Annotated in this window: 13 protein-coding genes and 2 pseudogenes; 6 read left to right on the top strand and 9 right to left on the bottom strand. The window is 72.0% G+C overall.

Features of this window, described 5'->3' with window-relative positions:
- The first annotated feature begins 159 nt into the window (after window positions 1-159).
- Window positions 160-819 (top strand): HAD-IA family hydrolase, encoded by a 660-nt coding sequence (locus QF034_RS11805; protein WP_307174900.1) that lies wholly within the window; start codon window positions 160-162, stop codon window positions 817-819.
- Window positions 820-851: 32 nt separating this feature from the next.
- Here the strand turns inward: QF034_RS11805 and cpt are convergent, their stop codons facing one another.
- Together cpt and QF034_RS11795 are read right to left on the bottom strand one after the other, a co-directional pair.
- The gene (cpt, locus tag QF034_RS11800; RefSeq protein ID WP_307174899.1) at window positions 852-1,382 is read right to left on the bottom strand and encodes a chloramphenicol phosphotransferase CPT; all 531 of its coding nucleotides are present in this window, start codon (window positions 1,380-1,382) and stop codon (window positions 852-854) included.
- Between the two features lie 27 nt (window positions 1,383-1,409).
- The gene (locus QF034_RS11795; RefSeq protein WP_307174898.1) at window positions 1,410-2,309 is read right to left on the bottom strand and encodes a peptidoglycan-binding domain-containing protein; all 900 of its coding nucleotides are present in this window, start codon (window positions 2,307-2,309) and stop codon (window positions 1,410-1,412) included.
- A gap of 1,254 nt (window positions 2,310-3,563) precedes the next feature.
- Here QF034_RS11795 and QF034_RS11790 point away from each other — a divergent pair.
- Window positions 3,564-5,615: an MFS transporter gene (locus QF034_RS11790; protein ID WP_307174897.1), complete on the top strand. Its 2,052-nt coding sequence runs from the start codon at window positions 3,564-3,566 to the stop codon at window positions 5,613-5,615.
- Window positions 5,616-5,633: 18 nt separating this feature from the next.
- Here QF034_RS11790 and QF034_RS11785 read toward each other — a convergent pair whose 3' ends face one another.
- Window positions 5,634-6,125, bottom strand: a complete 492-nt coding sequence (locus QF034_RS11785) for a GNAT family N-acetyltransferase (protein ID WP_307174896.1) — start codon at window positions 6,123-6,125, stop codon at window positions 5,634-5,636.
- 157 nt (window positions 6,126-6,282) lie between these two features.
- On the opposite strand from QF034_RS11785, the gene QF034_RS11780 reads away from it, so the two are divergent.
- Window positions 6,283-6,999, top strand: a complete 717-nt coding sequence (locus tag QF034_RS11780) for a hypothetical protein (RefSeq protein ID WP_307174895.1) — start codon at window positions 6,283-6,285, stop codon at window positions 6,997-6,999.
- A gap of 5 nt (window positions 7,000-7,004) precedes the next feature.
- A complete protein-coding gene (locus QF034_RS11775) occupies window positions 7,005-7,505 on the top strand; it encodes a hypothetical protein (protein WP_307174894.1) in 501 nt (166 codons plus the stop codon).
- Window positions 7,506-7,527: 22 nt separating this feature from the next.
- Here the strand turns inward: QF034_RS11775 and QF034_RS11770 are convergent.
- Window positions 7,528-7,925 (bottom strand): annotated as a pseudogene (locus QF034_RS11770) (DnaJ family domain-containing protein).
- An 88-nt stretch (window positions 7,926-8,013) separates the two neighbouring features.
- Between QF034_RS11770 and QF034_RS11765 the strand changes: the two are divergent.
- Window positions 8,014-8,406, top strand: a complete 393-nt coding sequence (locus tag QF034_RS11765) for an FHA domain-containing protein (protein ID WP_307174893.1) — start codon at window positions 8,014-8,016, stop codon at window positions 8,404-8,406.
- A gap of 9 nt (window positions 8,407-8,415) precedes the next feature.
- Here QF034_RS11765 and QF034_RS11760 read toward each other — a convergent pair whose 3' ends face one another.
- Together QF034_RS11760 and proP are read right to left on the bottom strand one after the other, a co-directional pair.
- On the bottom strand, window positions 8,416-9,087 hold the full coding sequence (locus tag QF034_RS11760; RefSeq protein WP_307174892.1) for an O-methyltransferase: 672 nt from the start codon (window positions 9,085-9,087) through the stop codon (window positions 8,416-8,418).
- A 104-nt stretch (window positions 9,088-9,191) separates the two neighbouring features.
- A complete protein-coding gene (gene proP, locus QF034_RS11755) occupies window positions 9,192-10,565 on the bottom strand; it encodes a glycine betaine/L-proline transporter ProP (protein ID WP_370880784.1) in 1,374 nt (457 codons plus the stop codon).
- A 287-nt stretch (window positions 10,566-10,852) separates the two neighbouring features.
- Between proP and QF034_RS11750 the strand changes: the two genes are divergently transcribed.
- On the top strand, window positions 10,853-12,919 hold the full coding sequence (locus QF034_RS11750; protein WP_307174891.1) for a bifunctional glycosyltransferase 87/phosphatase PAP2 family protein: 2,067 nt from the start codon (window positions 10,853-10,855) through the stop codon (window positions 12,917-12,919).
- 3 nt (window positions 12,920-12,922) lie between these two features.
- Here QF034_RS11750 and QF034_RS41460 read toward each other — a convergent pair whose 3' ends face one another.
- From QF034_RS41460 to QF034_RS11735, 3 genes and pseudogenes are all read right to left on the bottom strand, one after another.
- The gene (locus QF034_RS41460; protein ID WP_370880939.1) at window positions 12,923-14,794 is read right to left on the bottom strand and encodes a WD40 repeat domain-containing protein; all 1,872 of its coding nucleotides are present in this window, start codon (window positions 14,792-14,794) and stop codon (window positions 12,923-12,925) included.
- A gap of 1,060 nt (window positions 14,795-15,854) precedes the next feature.
- Window positions 15,855-17,129, bottom strand: a pseudogene (locus QF034_RS41455) (AAA family ATPase); the annotation flags it as partial.
- Window positions 17,126-17,959, bottom strand: a complete 834-nt coding sequence (locus QF034_RS11735) for a hypothetical protein (RefSeq protein ID WP_307174888.1) — start codon at window positions 17,957-17,959, stop codon at window positions 17,126-17,128. The gene QF034_RS11735 and the pseudogene QF034_RS41455, both read right to left, overlap by 4 nt.
- Window positions 17,960-17,962: the final 3 nt, after the last annotated feature.

Here is a 17,962-nt window from a genome sequence, read left to right as displayed (position 1 = left end):
ACGTCTGCGTTGAGGCCCTGGCCGATCCGGGGATTGTTTTGTACCGTGGAGAAACAAAGTGGCTCCCGCCCGTTTTCCCTGACCGGCGGGCGGGGCCGCCTTGTCCCTCCCGGGGGCTGAGTTGCGCCCTCGTTCGCGTCCTGAGCCTTGGAGCTGCCGATGACGGCCACCGCCGTGCTCACCGCCCGCGCCCTCCTGCTGGACATGGACGGCACCCTCGTCAACTCCGACGCCTCGGTCGAACGCGTCTGGCGGCGCTGGTCCGAGCGGCACGGGCTCGACCCGGACGAAGTCATGAAGGTCGTCCACGGACGGCAGGGATACGCGTCGATGGCGCTGCTGCTGCCCGGCCGGCCGATGGAGCAGAACCACGCGGACAACGCCCGGATGCTCGCCGAGGAGACGGCCGACACCGAGGGCGTCGTGCCGATCCCCGGGGCGCCGGAGTTCCTCGCCTCGCTGCGGGGGCTGCCGCACGCGCTCGTGACCTCGGCCGATGTTCCGCTGTCGACGGCGCGGATGGCCGCGGCCGGGCTGGACCTGCCCGAGGTGCGGGTGACCGCGGAGTCCGTCGGGGCGAGCAAGCCCGACCCGGAGGGCTTTCTGAAGGGCGCCGCCGAGCTGGGTGTGGCGCCTGAGGACTGTGTGGTGTTCGAGGACTCGGGGGCCGGGATCGCGGCCGGGCGCGCCGCCGGGATGACGGTGGTCGGGGTCGGGTCCCGGGCCGCGTTCCACGAGCCGGACGTGGTGGTGGCCGATCTGACGCGGGTGCGCGTGGAGGCCGTGGGGGACGGGACGATCCGGCTGCACGTCGGGTGAGGACCGCTCGGGGGTGTCTGTCGTCCGGTCGGTCAGACGTGGGCGGCGATGGTGTGCGCGCACGCCAGAGCCTCGGTGTGGGTGGTGTCCACCTCCACGTCGTAGCGCACGCCCTCGTGGACGACGTGTGCCTGTGACGCGGCCATGCCCCGGACCCGGTCGCCTCGGGCGATCTCACGCCCCTCGGCGACCGCGCCGTCGCACCTGACGCCGACCCACAGCACGTCGAGTCCGGCCAGGGCCTTCTGCCAGCGCTCCCGGGAGTGCGGTCCGCCGAGGAAGACGTCGTCGACGATGACTCCGGCGCCGGCGCGGGCCATCGCGGCGATGCCCTCGGCCCAGGCCGCGTCCAGTGCGCGGAACTCCGCGCCCACGCTCACCCCGCCGTCCGCCGCGAAGGTGATCCCTTCCTCCGAACCCTGCATCTTCGCGGGCAGCGCCTCGACGAACGAGTCGACGCCGAAGGCCAGCCACGGGTCCGGCAGCACGTCTTGCAGACACCGTACGATCCCGGACTTGCCCGAGCTCGAACCGCCGTTGAGCACGATCACCTGTGTGGTCACGGCGTCACAGTAGGGCGGCCGGGGCGGTCATGGCTTCTTGGTTTCCGACTCCAGCTTCTCCCGCGTCTCCCGGTCGTAGACGCCGAGGTCGTCGGTCTTGATGCCGCGTGACCACTGGTAGTTGCGGACGGCCTCCTCGAGCCGGCTGTCGTAGTCGCCGTCGGGGTCCTCGCCGTAGAGGTACAACTGGCGCAGCCGGAGCTGGAGTTCGGCGACCTCCGGGCCGCGGTCGCCGAGGCGCAGCACGGTGGGGCCGCCGCTCTGGCGGGAGTTGTCCGGGGGTGCTTTCCCCGGCCCGGTGGCCGTGGCGGACGTCCGGGGCGCCGACGGGCTGGCCGACTGCGACGGGCTCGGCGAGGCGCTCGACGCGGACGGCGACGGGGAGGCCGACGGGCTCCCGGTGGCCGACGGCGACGGCGGCGGTGCGGCGGGGGCCGGCGGAGTGGCCTGTGCGCTCCGCGCCGGGGGCGTGGACGCCGGGCTGCTCGACGGGGCGTCCGGCACGCTCGCCCGGAGGTCGTCCGGCAGCGCGGTGTCCCGGGACGGGGCCTCGTAGGTGAACAGCCCGCTGGCGTACCCGGCCGCGGCCACGACGGCGACACAGGCCCCGGCGGCCACACCGAGCAGCGCGCCCCGCCGCCGACGCCGGGTCCTCGACCCGGCCTCATCCGGTTCCGCCCTGCCCGGCCCCCGTCCGTTGCCGTCGAAAAGCCGCAGGTCGGTGACGCTGGGCTCGGTGGGGGAGGGGACCAGGGGGGTCGGCAGGGCGGAGGTGTCCGGGAAGGACGGTAGTACGGAAGTGTCCGGCGAGGCCGGCAGCACGGTGGTCGCGTCCGGGTCGACCGGGCGCAGGGGCATGGTCGTGTCGGCGGGGGAGGGCGGCGGGGCGGCGCCTTCAGCGCGCGAGGTGTGCCCGGGGTTCGTCACGGGCCGTCGCGGGGCGTCTTCGGTCGCCCGGCTGGGAGCATCGGCAGGTGAGGCCTGGCCATGCCGGGGTGAGGCGGAGTGGTCAGCCGGGGACGGTTGTGCGGGGCCGTCGGCGTGTCGGGGTTCCGTCGGGTGGGTCCGGGGCGGTCGCGGGGTGCTGTCGGGTGTCTGCCCGAGGGGCTGGCGCGGGGCGCCTTCGGTCGCCCGTGCGGGCTCCGGGCGCGAGAGCGGGCCGTTCGCATGCGTTTGCCGTGGGGTGCCGTCGGCCGGCCGCGCTAAGGCTTGGGGGTGTGAGTTCTCTGCCGACGAGGGCCGGCCGTCTGCGTGCCGTCGCTGCAGGGCGCCTTCGGCGGCCCGGCCGGGAGCGTCGGCCGGCGAGGTCCGGCCGTGCCGTGGTGAGGCGGCGTGGTTCGCCGGGGACGGCTGTGTGCGGCCGTCGGCGTGTCGGGGTTCCGTCGGGTGGGTCCGGGGCGGTCGCGGGGTGCTGTCCGGTGTCTGCCCGAGGGGCTGGCGCGGGGTGCCGTCGGGCGCCCGGGTCGGCTCCGTGGGGGAGAGCGGGCCGTCCGCGTGCGTTCGCCCTGGGGTGCCGTCGGGCGCCCCCGTGGGGCGCTCGGGGCCCGAGGCCTTCGCGTGCCAGAGCGCGGTCGGGACGTCCGCGCGGGCGGGGGCGTCCGCCGGGGACGGCTGTGCGGGGGCGTCGGAGCGCCGGGGCTCCGACGGGTGGGTCCGGGGCGGTCGCGAGGCGGCGTCGGGCGGCTGCCCCGGGGCCTCCGCGGGTGTGGGCGGGCCGTCCGTGCGGTTTTGCCGGGCCGCTTCGGCTGCCCGCGCGGCAGCGTCGGTGCGTGTGGGCGAGGCCTGCGCCGACGGGGCGCGTGGGGTGCGCTCGTCCCCGGAGGGGGCCGTGACCGTTTCGGGCGTGAGTTCGACGTACGGGCGGATGCGGAGTGGGTCGAAGTCCTCCGCTGCCGCCGCCTGAGTCGTACGGGTGTTGCGGAGGGCCTCCGCGGCGCGGTGCGTGCAGGTGCAGGACGGGGTGTTGTCCGGCTGTCTGGGCGTGCCGCACTCCGGGCACGGGTGGCCGTTCGGCTGTTCCACGCGTTCCTCCCTCCCCTCGCGAACTCCAGAGATTATCCAGATCTTCTCCACAGTGCGGACGGCCAGCTCCCGGAATGAAAGCTTCCAAAAGGACTCGGCGGGCCATAACAGGTCGCACCGGTCACGATGGAAAATGTCACAGGAGTCACGGGAGGTCTCATGGCCGGGCATGTGCACGCCACGAACGCTTCGGGCCAGGGCGCCGCCGTCCGGGAGCAGGTGCCCGGGAACGTCCTGGTCTCCATCGGCGCCCTGCTGCTCGGCATGCTGCTCGCCGCCCTCGACCAGACCATCGTGTCGACCGCGCTGCCCACCATCGCCAGCGACCTCGGCGGCCTGGATCACCTGTCCTGGGTGGTCACCGCCTATCTGCTGGCCGCGACCGCCGCGACTCCGCTGTGGGGCAAACTCGGCGATCAGTACGGCCGGAAGAGGCTGTTCCAGACCGCGATCGTGATCTTTCTCGTCGGCTCCGCGCTGTGCGGCACGGCGCAGGACATGACCCAGCTCATCGCCTTCCGGGCCGTGCAGGGGCTCGGCGGCGGCGGGCTGATCGTGTTGTCGATGGCCATCGTCGGGGATCTCGTGCCGCCCCGTGAACGCGGGCGCTACCAGGGGCTGTTCGGGGCCGTGTTCGGGGCGACCAGTGTGCTCGGGCCGCTGCTCGGCGGGCTGCTCACCCAGCACGCCAGCTGGCGTTGGGTGTTCTACGTCAATCTGCCCGTCGGGGTCGTCGCGCTCGCCGTGATCGCGGCCGTGCTGCACATTCCGCGCAGGGCCACGCGGCACGTCATCGACTACCTCGGCACGTTCCTCATCGCGGCCGTCGCCACCTGCCTGGTGCTCGTCGCCTCGCTCGGGGGCACGACCTGGGGATGGGGATCCGCGCAGATCGTCGCGCTCGCGGTGCTGGGCGTCGTCCTCGCCGCCGCCTTCGTGGCCGTCGAGCGGCGGGCCGCCGAACCCGTCCTGCCGCTGAAGCTCTTCCGGGTCCGCACCTTCACGCTGGCCGCCGTGATCAGTTTCGTCGTCGGCTTCGCCATGTTCGGCGCGATGACCTACCTGCCGACGTTCCTCCAGGTCGTGCAGGGCATCAGCCCGACCATGTCCGGTGTGCACATGCTGCCGATGGTGCTGGGACTGCTGCTGGCCTCGACGGCCTCCGGGCAGATCGTCAGCCGGACCGGCCGCTGGAAGATGTTCCCGATCGCTGGCACCGGCGTCACCACCCTCGGGCTGCTCCTGCTCCACCAGCTCGACGAGCACAGCTCCACCGCCGAGCTGAGCGGTTTCTTCTTCGTCTTCGGACTCGGCCTCGGCCTGGTGATGCAGGTCCTCGTGCTCATCGTGCAGAACGCCGTCCCGTACCAGGACCTGGGCGTCGCCACCTCCGGCGCGACCTTCTTCCGCTCCATCGGCGCCTCGTTCGGCGTGGCCGTCTTCGGCACGGTCTTCGCGGGCCGGCTCGGCGACCAGCTCACGGACGCCTTCCGGGGAACCCCGCTGCCGCCCGGCGTCTCGGTGGGCGCGCTGGAGGCCGATCCGCGCGGCATCGCCGCCCTGCCGCCCGGCCTGCGCCCGCCGGCCCTGCATGCGTACTCCGTGTCCATCACGGACGTCTTCCTGTACGCCGCCCCGGTCGCGCTCCTCGGCTTCGTGCTGGCCTGGTTCCTGAAGGAGGACCGGCTGCGCGGCTCGGTCACCGCGCCCGACGTCACGGAGACCCTGGCCAGCAACCCCGTCGAGCGGTCCTCGTACGACGAGGTGTGCCGTGCGCTGTCGGTGCTCGGCACCCGCGCGGGGCGGCGCGAGATCTACCGGAAGATCACCGCCCGGGCGGGCTACGACCTGCTGCCCGCGGCGAGCTGGCTGCTGCTGCGGATCAGGCGGTACGGCTCGGTGGAGCCGGCCGTGCTGGCCGAGCGGATGCCCGTGCCGCTGGCCGTGATCATGGAGGCCGTACGCCAGGTCGAGGAGCGGGGGCTCGCCGTGCGCACGGGCCTCGACATGGTGCTGACCGACCGGGGACGTGAGGTCGCCGAGCGGCTGGCCGAGGCTCGTGAGGCGTCCCTCGCCGAGCTGCTCGGCGACTGGTGGGGCCCGGACCGGCCGACCGATCTCGTACAACTCGTGCGGGAGTTGAACGACGAGCTGTGCGGCTCGCGCCGGGAGCGGCCGTATGCCGAGCGGCCGGTGGAGCGGGCGGTCTGAAAAGAAGAGGGCCCTGGTTCAGGTGAGGCTCTTGGCGAACCAGTGCTCGGCGTACGCGTCGTCGTTGTACCGCTCGGTCTCCTCGTAGCCGAGCCGGGCGTACAGCGCGCGGGCCTCGACGAGGTCGCTGCGGGTGTCCATGATCATCCGCCCCGCACCGAGCGCGCGGGCGGCGTGCTCGGCGGCCCGGACGAGCAGCGCGGCACCGCCCTTGCCGCGCATCGGCTCGCGCAGGAAGACCCGCTTGAGCTCGGCGGTCGTGCCGTCGATCAGCCGTACGCCCGCGGTGCCGGCCGGCTCACCGCCGTACCGGGCGACCAGCAGCCGCCCGCCGGGTGGGGCGAGATCGGTGCCCGGCTCCTTGGCGATCTCCCGCTCCAGCTCGTCCGGGTCGGTCCGGCGCCCCTCGTGCAGCAGGTACCAGCGGTCGCTGACCTCGGTGTAGTACGCCCGCCACAGGGCGGCGGCGACGGGGGAGTCGTACGGTTCCGGGGTCACGGTCCAGGTCATGACCGGCATTCTCCGAGGGGGCCGTAGCGGGTCCGCAACCCAATAACCCCGGGGGCGTGCGGGCCCCGGCGCCGTTTGGGGGCCTGCTTGCGGGCTACCCGGTCGGCGAACCGGCTCGCGAGGAGAGCCGGTTGGGCCGAGAACCCGGAAGGCATTCATGTCCACTGGCCTGATCATTGCTCTGATCGTGATCGCGGCGGTCGTCGTCATCATCGCGGCCGCCATGACCCTGCGCGCCCGAGGGGCTCGGCGCGGCCCGAGCCTGAAGCGGCGCTTCGGACCCGAGTACGACCTGGCCGTCGCCCGGCACGACGGCGACGCCAAGGCCGCCGAGCGCGAGCTGGCCGGGCGCGTGGAGCGCCACGGCGAGCTGCGCGAACGCGCGCTGGAACCGGCGCAGCGCGAGCAGTACGAGGCGCGCTGGACGGCCGCTCAGGAGCGGTTCGTCGACTCGCCGCGGGAGGCGGTCGCCGAGGCGGACCGGCTGCTCGCGGAACTCGCCGGTGCCCGGGGCTTCCCGGACGGCGGGCAGTACGAGGAACAGCTCGCGGCGCTGTCCGTGCACCACGCCCACCACGTGGACGGCTACCGGCGTGTCCACCGCGCGGCGCACCTGCGCGCGGACGACGCCCGGGACGGCGGCACCGGTACGGAAGACATGCGTGAGGCCATGGTGGCGGCCCGCGCCCTGTTCGAGGAGCTGGTGCGTCCGGCCCGCCACGACGGCGGAGACCACGTCGCCGGCCCGCACCTGGGCGGACGCCATGAGGGCGGACGGCACAAGGCCGGGCTGAACGGCGGCCGCGAGGCTCCGGCCGGCCGCGGCGGCCACATGCCGTGGGCGATGCACCGACGTCAGGCGAAGGAGAGTTGAGATCGATGTCCGACATGACCCGACCGCCCGGCGACGACACCCGCGACGCGCAGGTCACCTCTGACACTCGCGTCACCCCGGGCACCTCCCACACCCCCGGCACCCGTGGCTCCTCCGCCGGCCCCGACGCCCGAGGCGAGACCGCCCTGGGCACCGGCCACGGCACAGGCCTCACCGGTTCCCGGGAACGGGAAGGCACTCCCCAGGGCACGCCCACGCACCTGCTCCCGCACGACGAGTCCGACAAACTCGTCTCCCAGTTGCACCACGCCGTCGCCGAGTTCGTCGACGCGCCCCGGGCCGCCGTCGAGGAGGCCGACCACGTGCTGGAGGAGATCGCGGCCCGGTTCACCGAGGCCGTGACGCAGCGCCGCCGCACCCTGCGCCACTCCTGGCAGTCGGTGGAGGGCGGCGAGGGCAGGCCCGTGTCGAGCGGCGACACCGAGCAGCTGCGACTGGCCCTGAAGGACTACCGGGAGCTGGCGGAACGGCTGCTGCACGTGTGAGCCGGGTGCTCCCGAGCCCCGGTCACCGACCCGCCCGGCGCTCCCGCCATTGCCGTACGACGTCCTCGACGTCGTACGGCTTCTTACCGAGCGCGGCGGCTTGAACATCATCTCGCGGATCTTGTCGTTGATCTCGCCGATGATCTTCCTGACGGCCTGCTCCGAGGGCGCCGCGTACGCGGCCAGGAGGGCGTCCTCCGCCTCCTTGCGCAGTGCCAGCGTCGGCGGCAGGACCGAGAGGCCTTCGCGGGCCATCTTCCGCTTGACCCACCACAGTTCGTCGTAGGTGGCGTCCACATCGGCCGGCAGCGGTTTGCCCGCCCCCGGCAGCCGCTCGAACTCGCCGCGTGTCTCCGCGTCACGGATCTGTTTGTCGACCCAGGACTCGAAGTCGACGCCGGGTGGCTTCCGCTCGGTCATGAACCCATTGTGCCGGACACCGTGCGGCCTGGCGTTCTATCATGCGGCGGGCTTGCAGTCCCACCAGGACGTCTCAGGAGGAGCGCACGTGCTCGAACTCACCATGGCCGCCGTGTCCGCGGCGGAGGAGGGTGCCACGGCCGGCATGCTCATGGCCGACGCGCCCAGCGAGCCGGGCGCCGTGTTGCGGGTGGGCCGCGACAAGTCGGTGTGCCGGCTCTCCACTCCGGACGACTGGCTGTTCGTCTCCCGCGTCCACCTGGAGTTCCTGTGCGGGCCCGACGGGACCTGGCAGCTGACCTGGCTGCGCGGCTCCCAGCCCGACCCGTCCTCCGAAGTCCGGCTCACGGTGGGGGAGTACGTCCAGCCCCTCGCCTACGGCGGCACCGTCCCGCTGCCCAGGGGCGGCAGCGGCGAGGTCATCGTCCAGGACCGCACCGCCCCGCGCAGCGTCAACGTGGGGTTTTTCCACGAGGTGTGACGCTGCGGGTCAGGCCAGCACCCGTGCCAGCGCGAAGCCGTCGTACCCCTTCATGCCGACCGTCTGGATCGCCGTGCCGCTCAACCGCGGGTGGCTGCCGATCAGTTCGATCGCGGCGCGGGTGCCCGTCACGTCCGGTGCCGTGCTCGCCGCGTCGGTCACGCGGCCGCCGCGGACGACGTTGTCGAGGACGATCAGGCTGCCCGTGCTGGTGAGCTTCAGGGCCCACTCCACGTAGTGCGGGTTGTTGACCTTGTCGGCGTCGATGAAGACCAGGTCGAAGGGGGGCGGGTTCTCGTCGGCCAGCTGGGGCAGCGACTCCAGGGCCGGGCCCACCCGGACCTCGACGAGCTTGTCCAAACCGGCGCGGGCGATGTTGCGGAGGGCGACCTCGGCGTGCGTGGGGTCGTACTCCAGGGAGACCAGGCGCCCGTCGGCGGGCAGGGCACGGCCGAGCCAGATGGTGCTGTAGCCGCCGAGCGTGCCGATCTCCAGGATGTGGCGGGCGCCCTGGATCTGTGCCAGGAGCTGGAGGAGCTTGCCCTGGTTGCCGGCGACGTTGATGTGCGGAAGCCCGGCGGCGTCGCTGTCGCGCAGTGCGGCCGCCAGGGCTTCGTCGTCCGGGGCGAGGCGGGCGGTGAAGTAGGCGTCGACCTCGTCCCAGACGTGCGACTCGCTCATGCACCTCTACCTTTCGTACGCATAGTTAGCATCCCTAACTACTGGCGTGACGAAGATACGTGGTGCCCCGGTTCACTGTCAGGGGGATTTCCCCCCGGCGTGTCTCATTCGGCCACGGACGGTGCCGACCCCGGCAGCGGGCGCCCGGCCGACTCCGCCATGCGCCACACCGCGAAACCGCCGATGACGGCCGCGGCCATCATGTAGTAGGCGGGCATCATCATGTTCCCGGTGGCGCCGATCAGGGCCGTTACCACCAGCGGCGTCGTGCCGCCGAACAGGGACACGGAGACGTTGAAGCCGATGGACAGGGAGCCGTAGCGGACCTTCGTCGGGAACAGCGCCGGGAGCGCCGAGGGCATGGCCGCCGTGAAGCAGACCAGCAGCAGGCCGAGGGCGCCCATGCCGGCGGCGACCGCGAGCAGGCTGCCCTCGCGGATCAGCAGCAGGGCCGGGACGGACAGCAGCAGGAAGCCCGCGCAGCCGGCGGCGATCACCGGACGGCGGCCGACCCGGTCGGTCAGTGCGCCGGCGAACGGCTGGACGATCATCATCAGGGCCATCACGCCGAGCACGACGAGCAGGCCGTGCGTCTCGTCGTAGTGGAGCTGACCGGTCAGGTAGCTCGGCATGTACGACAGCAGCATGTAGTCGGTGACGTTGAAGACCAGCACCAGGCCGACGCAGAGCAGCAGTGCGCGCCACTGGCCGGTGATCATCTCGCGCAGCGGCACCTTGGGGCGGTGGGTCTCGGCCTTCTCGACCTCGGCCGCGAACGCCGGGGTCTCCTCAAGACGCAGCCGCAGGTAGAGGCCGATGATGCCCATCGGGCCGGCGATCAGGAAGGGGATGCGCCAGCCCCAGGAGGTCAGGTCGTCGGCGGAGAGCAGGGCCGTCATCACCGTGACCAGGCCCGCGCCGCCGATGTAGCCGGCGAGGGTGCCGAACTCCAGCCAGCTGCCGAGGAAGCCGCGCCGCTTGTCGGGGGCGTACTCGGCGATGAACGTGGAGGCGCCCGCGTACTCGCCGCCGGTGGAGAAGCCCTGCACGAGGCGGGCCACCAGGAGCAGGATCGGCGCGCCGACACCGATCGTCGCGTACGACGGGATCAGGCCGATCGCGAAGGTGCCCGCGGCCATCATGATCATGGTGACGGCGAGGACCTTCTGGCGGCCGACGCGGTCGCCGAGCGGGCCGAAGACCATGCCGCCGAGCGGGCGGACCAGGAAGGCCGCGGCGAAGGCGCCGAACGTGGAGAGCAGCTGGGCGGTGGGGTTGCCCGAGGGGAAGAAGACCTTGCCCAGCGTGACCGCGATGTAGCTGTAGACACCGAAGTCGAACCATTCCATCGCGTTGCCCAGCGCCGCCGCCTTCACGGCGCGCTTGACGAGCGCGGGGTCGGTGACGGTGGTGTCGGGGGTTTTCGCTGCGCGGCTCTTCAGGCCGGACGCGGGAGCGACGACTGAGACAGTCGACAAGACTCGCTCGCCTACCTTTCGACGGGGACAGGGACGCGGTCCGCGCGGCGGCGCTGTCGTACGGGCCGAAAAGCGACGATAGGCGAAGAAAAGCCCTTTACGAGCGGTACGCCTTTCGTTGCAAGGTGCATCTAAACACGGGCTATGCAGGCACGTATGCCCGACTGGGAGCGGTCCCCACGAGATCTTGATGTGATCCTTCTCGCGTCACGAGAGGCAACCGCGCGCCTCGCGCACTATCGTCAACCGGACGAAGGGGGGCATACCGGGTAGAGGGTCGACGAGGCGTGGCGAACGCGGAGCGCAGCGGACGACCGGCGGAAGCCTTCGGAGCGACAGCCGTCGGCAGGACCCGCACACCCACCCGCCCACCCCTGCGCGCGGCCTGTCTCGGCCTGTGGCTGATCGTCGCCGCCCTCGCCGCGCGACAGGTGAGCGTCGTTCTGGGCACCCCGCGCGGCGAGCGGCTGACAGATCTGGAGACCTGGGTCGGGCCGAACGGCGTCCTGCACGTGAACGGCTCGCTCTACGACTCGACCCGATTCACCGGCACCCCCTTCAACGGCCTCGTCCTCAAGCCCCTCACCCGCGCGGCCGAACAGGCCCTCGGCTGGGGCTGGACCTTCGGCACGCTGCTGCTGGTCGTCGCCCTCGGCCTGATCGCCGCCCGCGCCCTGCCCCAGCCCGTCGGCCGGCGCCCGGCGCTGCTGGCCGCCCCCGTCGCCATCGGCCTTCTCATGCTGTCCCTGCCGGTCCGCAACACGCTGTGGCTCGGCCAGACCAGCATCATCCCGGTCCTGCTCGTCCTGCTGGGCTGCTTCACCGCCCACGGCCAGCGGACCAGTGGCCTGCTCATCGGCGTCGCGGCAGCGCTCCAGCCCACCCTGCTGCTCTTCACGCCCCTGCTGTGGTGCACCGGCCGCAGACGCGCCGCGCTCTCCACCGGCGTCACCTTCGCCGCCTGCACCGCACTGGCCTGGGCGGCGATGCCGCACGACTCCCACACCTACTGGGTCCACCACATGGCCGGGGTCGGCCTCGGCGGCCGGGCCGACGACCTCGGCAACCAGTCCCTGCACGGCGCCCTGCTGCGGCTCGGCCTGAACGGCCCCCTGGAGGTCGCTCTCTTCCTGTCGCTCGGCGCCGCCGTCGCCGTCCTGGCCCTGCGCCGAGCCGTGCGCTGCTTCGGCGACGGCCAGCTGCTGCTCGCCGTCGCGATCACCGGCTGCGCGGCGATCGTCGTCTCGCCCACGGCCTGGCAGCACCAGCTGCTGTGGGTGCTGCTCGCGGTCGTCGGCCGGGCCGGCAGACGCGCCGGTGACCGGTACGTCTGGACGGTCACCGTCGTCCTGGTCATGACCCTGCCGACCAGGATGATGCTGCCGGACATGCGGGCGCTGGACCCGCTGCGCACCAACCTCGTCCTGCTGGCCGCCCTCGCCGCCGCCACGGCCGTGCCGTTCCTCTCCCGCACCTCCCCGCACTACCGGGCGCCGCTCCCGCCCGAGTACGCCCCCGCCGTCCCGGCCCGCTTCCGGCACGTCCCGCTCGTGCCCTTCCTGCGCCGGGTCCTCACCAGGCCGAACCTCCTCCTGGAGCTCCTCCTCATCCGGGTCGCCTACGCCGCCTACGCCCGGGTCCGGCTCGCCGCGACCGGCGGCAGCAACTCGGCGGGCCGGGCCGAGGCCGAGGAGAACGGCCGGCAGATCCTCGGCCTGGAACGGGCCCTGCGCATCGACATCGAGCGCTGGGCCAACCACACCGTCGTCACGATCGACCGGCTGCGGGACTTCTGCGACTTCTACTACACGTCGTTGCACTTCATCGCCCCGCTGACCGTCCTCGCCGTCCTGTACTGGCGCCGCCCGGCCGACTACCGCTGGGCCCGCTCCGCCCTGGGCTTCGCCACCCTGCTCGCCCTGGTCGGCTTCTGGCTCTACCCGCTGGCCCCGCCCCGTCTGATGCCGACGCTCGGCTTCATCGACACCGTCCACGGCGTCCAGGACTTCTCCCAGCCCGACTACGGCACGCTCACGTCCCTGACCAACCAGTACGCGGCGATGCCGTCGCTGCACTTCGGCTGGTCGCTGTGGTGCGGCATCGTGATCGCCGTCCTGGCGCGCCGCTGGTGGATCAAGGCCCTGGGGATGCTGCACCCGCTGCTCACCGCGTCCTCGATCGTCGCGACCGGGAACCACTGGGTGCTGGACGCGGCCGGGGGAGCGGTGGTCGTCGGCGCGGGCTTCGCGCTGACGTACGCGCTGTCGGGGCCCCGGGCGTCCACCGCTGCCGTGCGCCGGGCATCCCGGGCGGCGGACTCCAGCCCTGGCCGGTCGACGAGTTCGGTCGGCTGACGGTCATTCCCTGCTGAACACGCCGACGTCGTTGCCGAAGGCGCAGGCCAGCAGGCCGTCGTCGCTGAGCGAAACGGCGCTGCACGGGCCGGGCAGGTGGATGACGTCGAGGGTTGTGCGGTGTTCCAGGTCCCAGATGCGGACGGTGTTGTCCGCCGAGCCTGTGAGGGCGACGGAGCGACCGTCCAGTTCGGCCAGGGTCACGGTCCAGACCGATCTGGTGTGGCCGGTCATCGGCTCGCCCACGGGGTGGCAGCCGGGGAGCTCCCAGATGTGCACGGTCGAGCTCTCGGAGCAGGTCACCGCAATGGGACGGTCGTTCAGCCGCCCAACGGTGATGGCCCTGAACGGGTGACTGTGCGGTGACTGGCCGAGGGAGCGGCCGGTGGTCACATCCAGGACACGCAACGGCTTGTCCAGAGAAACGGAGGCGGCGACAAGGCGCCCGTCGATGACGCAAGCGTCGGTCCGCATCCCGAGGTTGCCGACGGCGAAGCGCTCTGTCAACGCGCCCGTGGCCAGATCCCATACTCGAACGGAGCCCTGCATCGTGCCCGTCACCACGACCTCGCGACCGTTCAGTTCCACACAAGCCGTGAACGCCCCGAGTTCGTCGGCCTGGTCTGCGAAGGGCGGATGCATCGCGCGACCCATGGCGAGGTCCCATACCTGCGCGCCGTATGTGGTGCCGAAGATGGCGATCGGTCGGCCGTTCAGCATTTTGCACGTCAACGGGTTGACCTCACTCGTGTGGTGGTTCAGCGGCTCGGTGCTGCGGAATTCCGCCGACAGTTGCCATATGCGCATGGTGGTGTCCTCCGAGCCGGTGACAACGACCGGTCGGCCGTCCACCACCGCGTGGTCGACAGCGAGAACGCGCTGGGTGTGCCCAACGACAGGGCTGCCGAAGGCCCGACGGGACAGGTCCCAGATCCGCAGAGTGTCGTAGGCACTGGTGATGACCACCGGCTGCCCCTCCAACTCGGCGTAGGCCACCGCGAGCACGGGGAAGGCGTGACCGCAGAGGAGCGCTCCTACCGGACGACGGTCCTCAAGGTCCCAGATCTGCGCCGTCCCGTCCTGATAACCGGCGACAGCGACCTGCTTGCCGTCCATCACCGCACATGACACCGATGATGCCCAGCCCTCGTGACCTTGGAACTCGCTCAGAATCCGGCGCTTTCTGAAGTCCCAGACCCGTACCCGCCCTTGACGGTCAGCGCTGATGGCGACCGGTCGGCCGTTCAGCTCCGTGCACGTCACCGCCTTGTACCAGACGGAACCGGCTCCTCGATCCAGTCGCCTCAGGCGTCGACGGGTGGTCAGGTCCCAGAGAGCCAACGAGTCCGTCGAACCGGTGACGACGACCGGCCTGCCTTTCAGCACGACACACGCAAGCGTGTTCACCAGACCTGTGCCCGTCACCGGCTTGCCGACGGCCTGACCCGTCCCCAGGTCCCACACCCGCAGTGTGTGGTCCCAGCCACCCGTGACAGCGACCTGGCGACCGTCCAGTTCCAGGCACGCCACCGCGCGGATCCTGTTGGAGTGACCAGACATCGGCGCCCCGATCGCCCGGCACGTGCCGAGGTCCCACAGCCGTACCGACTCGTCCCGAGAGACGGTGACGGCGACCGGTCGGCCGTCCAAGTAGGTGCACGCCACCGCCTCGATCGCTCCGGTGTGCCCGGCCATGGGGCTGCCGACGGGGTCGCCCGTGATCAGGTCCCACATCCGTACGGTCCGGTCCTCCGAGCCGGTGACGGCTGTCGGCCTGCCGTTCACCTCCGTGCATGCCAGCGCCTCCACCAACCCCGTATGCCCGGTAAGCGCATTCCGCAGATTGCTCGACAACTGCCCCCCGGACGCCGCCATCGGCTTCCACGCCCGCTTGGCTGCCCTCCCGTTGAGCGCCTCGACGAGATGCGGCACGTTGAACCGCGCCGCCTCCACCGCAAGCACCTGCCGGCGTGCCGCCGCGTCGAGATGCCGGAGCACGTGCAGGCAGGAGCGGAACACCGCGGTGTTGAGCTGGGCCTCGTCGCTTTCCGCATCCAGCAGACGCGGCATGAGCGTCTCGTAGTCGGCGTGGACTAGGTACTCGATGTCGGCCAGCAGGGTGTCCAGCAGTCCGGCAACGGCGGCATGCGTCGCCAGGTGCCGCAGGGCGTACGGGTGGGCCCGCGCCCAGTCGGGCGAACCATCGACGGCGTACGGAACCGCCCGCCGCAGCACTGTCGTGAACGCCCGCTGCACCCCGCTCCGGGTCCTGGCCCTTGCGCACATACTCGGCCATCGACTCGTGGTAAAGCCGGTACACCGACCGCCCGTCCTCCACCGCCTCGACGACGTACGCGCCCGCGTCGCGCCGCAGTTGGTAGAGGTCCTGGTTGGTGTAAGGCCGACCGGCGAGCTCCGCGGCGAGCGGGGCCCAGATGTCCTCCCAGGGAAGGCCCTGGCCCTGGGCGTAGGCCAGGGGACGCAGCAGGTCGAGGATGCGTCCGGCGTCCTCGCCGAAGCGCTGGTGCAGGTCGCGGTGCATGGCGTCGGCCGCCGCGCGGGGCAGGGAGCGGAGCCAGACGGGGTCCCTGGGATCGGGAAGCTCCGGGGTCGCGGCCAGGGTGCCAGCGGTGATGCGGGCGACCAGGAAGCAGTTGCCGGCAGCGGCGGCGACCGCGTCCGCCACCCCCATGCGCACGGCGTTGGAGCAGTGGAGGTACGGGGAGTCGGGGTGGGCGTCCAGGAGATTGCGGACGGTGTAGACGAGCACGGCGTCCGGATCGGCGTACAGGGGCGAGTCGAGGTCGATGTGGCCGTCCGGATGCAGACCGAGGGGAGCGAAGAGGTGGGGGCGGGTGCCGAGGAGGAGCCGCAGGTGAGGGGCCGCCAGTTCCATCAGCGGCCGCAGCACCTGGCCGCACAGGGTCGTCGGCGTCGCCGCCTCGTCCAGGCCGTCGATGAGGATGACATGGGGGCGGTCCGGCTCGGGGCGGGCGCCGAGGTGGTTGAGCAGGTCCGCCACCGCATCCGTCGGCGGCAGCCGCAGCGCCGCGCAGACCGCCCGCACGATCTGCTGGTCGGTGAGGCTCTGCGCGTACACGGTCGTCCCGATGGCCTGCGCGGGCGGTAGCTGTGTGTGGTGAAGTCCGATCGACGCCAGCGGCACCGTGCGCCGGTACTCGGGGTCGCTCACCGCCGCCAGCAGCCCGAGTACGGCTGTCTTGCCCGAGCCGGGAGCCCCGGTGACCACCAGCGCCGGGCAGGCCTCGGCCGTCGGGTCGCCCAGCCACTCGGCGATGTCGTTCAGGGCCTGGTGGCGACCCGAGAACCACCAGCCCACCCGGCTCGGATCGCTGTGTCCCATCGCCCGCCGCAGCAGCCGGGTCCGGAACTCTACGTCCCGGCGCTTGTCCTGCTCGTCCCACTCGGCCGCCTGTTGCAGCGCCATGTCCGTATGGGAGAGGCCGCTGCTGTGCTTGGTGTTGGGCAGGAACGGCGGGATCTCGCCCGTCAGGCCGATGATCTCCAGGCCGATGTGCTGGAAGTCGGGGCGTTTGGGGTTGGTGCGCGTGGCGTTCACGACCGCGTCCAGCGCCAGCAGCGGCGGACTGTACCCGGCCGTGGCCAGACTGGTCACCGCCTCCGTCAGCAGGTCCGGGAAGGCGCCCGTCTGCGCGAGTTCCCGCGGCTGCGCCGACGTGACCACCGCCAGCCCGGACTCGCCCTCGCGCCAGTCGTTCTTCAACCGGGCCATCGTCGCCAGCAGTTCGTTGCCGCCCTGCCCCGAGAAGCACGTGTCGAGCATCAGCAGCAGCCGGCGCACCTTCGTCCCGGCGAGGATCTTGCGCGCCAGCGTGCCGGGCAGCAGCGCGTCGTACAGGTCGTCCGGCTCGGTGTCCGCGGTGAGCAGGACGTAGTCGCCGTTGTCGAGGACCTCCCCGTGCCCCGCGACGTACACGGCGACGACGTCGTCCGTACGGCGGTCCGGGGCACGGCAGAACTCGCGTAACTCGCGCAGCAGTTGCTGCTTGCCCGGGTTCAGGCCGAGGTCGGACACATGCGTGTAGCCCAGCTCGCCGGTGAACAGCTCCACCACCTTGCGGCGGGCCTCCACCAGGCCGGGCCGGTCCCACTCCAGTTCCGCGGGCGCGTTGGGGTAGTGGCTGATGGCCGTCGCGATGAGGAAGCGCCGCGGCTCGGTCCCGCTCATGCCAGACCCTCCGCCACCGCTTCGCCCGTCTCCTTCGCCGTCAGATAGAGGGCGGCGTCATGCGCGTGCGAGCCGTTGTGGACGACCTTGCCGACCACGTCCGTTCCGAAGAACAGCGACAGGTCCTTCACCGCGGCGACGACATCGCCCTCGTCGACGACGTTCGTCCACGACGAGGCCCCCGGCCACACCTCCGGCCCGGGCCGCAGCCGGTCCACCACCATCCGCATCCCCAGCGGCGACCCCAGCGTCACCAGCGCGCGCACCCCGTGCCCCGGCAGGGCGCACAGCGCCTCGAACGCGACGACCGAGCCGAGCGAGTGCGCGACCACCACCCGCGTGTCCGGGCCGATCGCCTCCTGCACCCGGCTCCTGGCCGCCGCCCGCAGTTCCTCGTCCATCAGATAGCGGCGGACCTGCTTCAGGTCGAACACCAGCGCCCTCAGGGACACATCGGCGAAGAAACGCGAGTGCTGGAGGACCCGCAGCGCCGTCTGCGCGGCACGCGGCGAGCGGGCCAGCGTGTCCCCGCCGGGCGGCGGCACGTCCGGATCGACCCGGGCAGCCGCCGCCCACCACTCCAACAGCAGCTCCGTCTCGAACCCGTCGTCCACGTCGTCCGCAGTGAACATCGGGTCACCGACGGCCAGGGTGTGCCCGGGCGGCCGGAACAGGTCACCGTAGAACGCCATCCGCAGGTTGCCCGGGGCGAGTTCCGGACCGTCCGCCCGGTCGAGCCCGTCGGCGAGCGCCGGCTCCCAGTCCTTCAGCAGCGTCTTGCTCCCCAGCCGCTGCTTGCCCACTCCGTGCACACCGACAATCCGCGCCATCGC

The sequence above is a fragment of the Streptomyces africanus genome (assembly GCF_030816955.1).
In the GTDB taxonomy this organism is placed as follows: Bacteria; Actinomycetota; Actinomycetes; order Streptomycetales; family Streptomycetaceae; genus Streptomyces; species Streptomyces africanus.
The sequence above is the reverse complement of the archived record's forward strand: the minus strand, read 5'-3'. Positions and strand labels throughout refer to the sequence as shown.

Excerpts from the sequence above, each read along its gene's own strand:
- QF034_RS11805 (WP_307174900.1), top strand. The coding sequence starts at position 160 with ATGACGGCCACCGCCGTGCTCACCGCCCGCGCCCTCCTGCTGGACATG.
- QF034_RS11790 (WP_307174897.1), top strand. The coding sequence starts at position 3,564 with ATGGCCGGGCATGTGCACGCCACGAACGCTTCGGGCCAGGGCGCCGCC.
- QF034_RS11785 (WP_307174896.1), bottom strand. The coding sequence starts at position 6,125 with ATGACCTGGACCGTGACCCCGGAACCGTACGACTCCCCCGTCGCCGCC.
- QF034_RS11780 (WP_307174895.1), top strand. The coding sequence starts at position 6,283 with ATGTCCACTGGCCTGATCATTGCTCTGATCGTGATCGCGGCGGTCGTC.
- QF034_RS11775 (WP_307174894.1), top strand. The coding sequence starts at position 7,005 with ATGTCCGACATGACCCGACCGCCCGGCGACGACACCCGCGACGCGCAG.
- QF034_RS11760 (WP_307174892.1), bottom strand. The coding sequence starts at position 9,087 with ATGAGCGAGTCGCACGTCTGGGACGAGGTCGACGCCTACTTCACCGCC.
- QF034_RS41460 (WP_370880939.1), bottom strand. The coding sequence starts at position 14,794 with ATGGCGGCGTCCGGGGGGCAGTTGTCGAGCAATCTGCGGAATGCGCTT.
- QF034_RS11735 (WP_307174888.1), bottom strand. The coding sequence starts at position 17,959 with ATGGCGCGGATTGTCGGTGTGCACGGAGTGGGCAAGCAGCGGCTGGGG.